The following is a 3,475-nucleotide window of genomic DNA, read 5'->3' as shown; positions in this document are numbered from 1 at the left end:
CGAACGACGCCGAGGCGCCGCGGTGGCCACGAGCCGCGCCGGCGCGGCCCTTCTTGGCCATCTGGTGGCCGTCGATGGCGGTCACCACCGAGGAGGATTCGCCCGGCAGGTTGATGAGGATGGCGGTGGTGGAGCCGCCATACTGCGCGCCGTAATAGATGCCGGCGAGCATGATCAGGGCGGAGACCGGCGGCAGGCCGAAGGTGATCGGCAGCAGCATGGCGATGGTGGCGAGCGGGCCGAGGCCCGGCAGCACGCCGATCAGCGTGCCGAGCAGCACGCCGATGAAGCAGTAGAAGAGGTTCTGGAACGAGAGGGCGACCGAGAAGCCGAGCTCGAGGTTGCTGAGAAGTTCCATCGTGCGCTCCTCAGTATCCGCCGAGCCAGGGGCCGAGGAGCTGCAACGGCAGGCCGAGCCCCTTGATGAAGACCGCCCAGCTGAAAACGGTGAGGATCACGGTGTTGATGACCGCGGTCTGGAGCCGGAACTTCTGGCTCGCCAGCGTCGAGGCGAACACCGAGATGGCGAGCGCCGGCACGAAGCCGAGCGGGCGCATGGCGAAGCCGAAGAAGACGATGGCGCCGGTGAGGATGATGAGGGCGCGCCAGGCGATGCCGGTGGGGTTGTCCCCCTCGGTGCGCAGGCCGTTCACCAGCACCACGGCGCCAAGGAATGCCAGCCCCCCCGAAAGCACCATGGGGAAGTAGCCCGGACCCATCCGGCTCGATGTGCCGAACGGCAGGTCGAGCGCCTGCCAGGCGAACAGCGCCGCAAGGGCGATGAAAAGAAGTCCCGAAAGGACATCCTTGGGATTGCGCACCAAACTCATAGCCTCCCCTCAGCCACTGGTCGTTCTTGTGATCTTGGGGGCGTTCCTGCCCCGTGCCCGCGACGTGACGCCGACGCGGCGATCACATGCATAAACAAAACGGCTTCCGGGCGCGAGCCCGGAAGCGCATGACTAAGCGTCAATCTGCAAATACGCCCGCCGATTCGATGATCGGCTTCCACTGGGCGATCTGGTCTTGCAGGAACTTCTCGTGGACGGCCGGGCTGCGGCGGTCCTTCGGCTCCGGCTCGGTGCCGAGATCGGCCATGCGGGCGATCACCTTGGGATCGTCGAGCGCCGCGTCGAGCGCCTTGTTGATCTTCTCGACCACGTCCTTCGGCGTGCCCTTGGGCGCATAGATGCCGTGCCAGACCGCGACCTCAACCGGCAGGCCGCCTTCCGTGGTGGTCGGGATGTCGGCCAGCGACTTCACCCGCTCCTTGGTGGTCACCGCATAGGGCTTCACCTTGCCGCCCTTGATCTGGCCGGTGGTATTGGTGGTCTGGTCGCAGAGCAGGTCGATCTGGCCGCCCACCAGGTCGTTCATGGCCGGGCCCGTGCCGGGATAGGGCACGGTGGTCATGGGCGTGCCGACCTTGGACATGAACAGCATGCCGCACAGGTGCGAGGCGGAGCCGACGCCGGCATTGCCGTAGGTGACCTTGTCCTTGTTGGCCTTCACGTAGTCGACCAGTTCCTTGTAGGTCTTCGGCTCGAAACCGTTCTTGCCGATGATGGTCATCGGCACGGCGGTGACGAGGCCGACCTCCTCGAAGTCGCTGCCGGGCTTGTAGGGCAGCTTGCGGTAGAGGGTCGCCGAGGTCGCCTGGCCGATGTGGTGGAGCAGGAGCGTGTAGCCGTCGGGCGCGGCCTTCGCCACCTGGCCCGCGCCGCGGGTGCCGCCGGCGCCGCCGACATTCTCCACCAGCACCTGCTGGCCGAGGGTGCGCGACATGCTCTCGGCGATCAGCCGCGCCACGGTGTCCGTGGGGCCGCCGGCGGTGAAGGGCACCACCATGGTGATGGGCCGGCTGGGATAGGTCTGGGCCCCGGCTGCGGACGACAGTCCTACGGCGGCGGCGAGGGCGAGCGCGGTTGAAAGAATGCGCATCGTGTTCTCCGTCTGGAAGTTTCTCTCCCATGCCTTTGAAGGTGGCTCGGCGGCGGTCGTCAAGCACGAACTCGCCTTGGGCCCGCGATCGACGGCACTGCAGCATGCCGCAGCAGGGCACCACTTCGGCAGCGACGGCGCCATGAAAATGCCCCGCCAAGGCTCCGCTTTCAATTTAACATTATGATTTTATTTGCGTTTCTTAACGGGCCGCGGTGCGGAACAACCCCGCCCTCTCGCCGGTTTCCTAAACCACCGGACTACAGAGGATACCGAATGCGACCCTCAACTTCCCTTCTGGCGCTGATGCTCGTCCTTCCCCCGCTCGCGGCCCTCCCCGCCATCGTGCCCGCCGCTGCGCAGGAGGGGGGACAGCACGCCGCCGGCCGCCAGCAGGTGAATGTGGACGTGTTCTATGCGCCGCTGGCCGAGCACGGAACCTGGGTTCAGCATCCTGAATACCAGTATGTGTGGATCCCCTCGGGCCTCGACGCCAGTTGGCGCCCCTACCAGGAAGGGCGCTGGCTGTGGACCGACGACTATGGCTGGTACTGGGATTCCGCCGAGCCCTTCGCCTGGGCGACCTATCACTACGGCCGCTGGGGCTATGACCCCTCCTACGGCTGGTTCTGGGTGCCCGGCGACACGTGGGCGCCGGCCTGGGTGACGTGGCGGCGCGGCGAGGGACGCACCGGCTGGGCGCCCATTGCTCCGGACGGGCGCGGCTACGCCTACGGCACCCCGCGCGTCACCGATCCGCCCGTGGCGGAGAGCTGGGTGTTCGTGGAAGACCGTTATGTGGGCGCGCAAGATTTGGCGCTGCACGTGGCGCCCATCGCCGCCGTCGCCGCCTGGCTCAAGAGCGATCCGACCCTCTACCGGCCGGCCTATCGCGACGGCGTGGTCACGACGCGCTTCGTGGATCGCGATGCGTTTGGTCCGGCGGGTGGCGTCATCGTCACGCGCCGCGTGGTGTTCGTGGACGGCTATGGCGATGCGTTCGACGACGAGCGCGGCGACCGCATCGGCATTTACGGACCGAGGGTTGCCGCGGCGCGCACCATCCCGGCGCCGCGGCGCTACGAGCGCCAGCTGCGCGAGAACCAGCGTATTCTGGTGCGCGACTATGTGGGCGATGCGGTGCCCGGGCTCGCAGCGCCCTCGGCGGCGCTGCTCTCGGTGCTGAACGCCCAGCAGCGCCGCGATCTGGCGCAAAGCCGCTGGTCCGGGGACGAGCGCGCCTATCGCCGGCAGATGCAGGAGCTGGCCGAGCGCCAGCGCGCGGCGGTGCAAAAGCGCATCCAGGAGGCGAACCGCGATGCCCGCGAGACGCAGCAGAAGCGTCTGGAGGCCATCCGCGCCCGCAACGAGCGCATGCGGGACGTGGTGCAGCAGCGCCAGCAGCGCGCCCAGCAGGTGATCGACCGGCTGGAGAAGGAGCGTCCGAACGCCGTTCCCGCGGCGCGCCAGGGCGGCGCGGGCGACGAGCGCCGGCCGGGTCAGGGCACGCCGAGCCAGACGACGCCGGGCCAGG

Annotated in this window: 5 protein-coding genes; 2 read left to right on the top strand and 3 right to left on the bottom strand. The window is 68.1% G+C overall.

Going from position 1 to position 3,475, the window contains the following annotated elements:
• The 3 genes from AC2W7M_RS22220 to AC2W7M_RS22210 all read right to left on the bottom strand — a co-directional run.
• On the bottom strand, positions 1 to 358 hold a 358-nt coding region (locus tag AC2W7M_RS22220; protein WP_486134980.1), incomplete at its 3' end, for a tripartite tricarboxylate transporter permease.
• A 10-nt stretch (positions 359 to 368) separates the two neighbouring features.
• Entirely contained in the window at positions 369 to 830 is a 462-nt protein-coding gene (locus AC2W7M_RS22215) for a tripartite tricarboxylate transporter TctB family protein (RefSeq protein WP_486134978.1), read from the bottom strand.
• 139 nt (positions 831 to 969) lie between these two features.
• The gene (locus AC2W7M_RS22210) at positions 970 to 1,941 is read right to left on the bottom strand and encodes a tripartite tricarboxylate transporter substrate-binding protein (RefSeq protein WP_486134976.1); all 972 of its coding nucleotides are present in this window, start codon (positions 1,939 to 1,941) and stop codon (positions 970 to 972) included.
• Between AC2W7M_RS22210 and AC2W7M_RS22205 the strand changes: the two genes are divergently transcribed.
• Positions 1,934 to 2,128 (top strand): hypothetical protein, encoded by a 195-nt coding sequence (locus AC2W7M_RS22205; protein ID WP_486134974.1) that lies wholly within the window; start codon positions 1,934 to 1,936, stop codon positions 2,126 to 2,128. The two genes, AC2W7M_RS22210 and AC2W7M_RS22205, sit on opposite strands and share 8 nt — an antisense overlap.
• Positions 2,129 to 2,217: 89 nt before the next feature.
• Positions 2,218 to 3,475: DUF6600 domain-containing protein (locus tag AC2W7M_RS22200; RefSeq protein ID WP_486134973.1), on the top strand; the 1,258-nt coding region annotated here is incomplete at its 3' end.

The organism is Xanthobacter sp. BG11Y11_SDJG (assembly GCF_057364445.1).
This window is presented reverse-complemented; position numbering and strand designations above follow the sequence as displayed.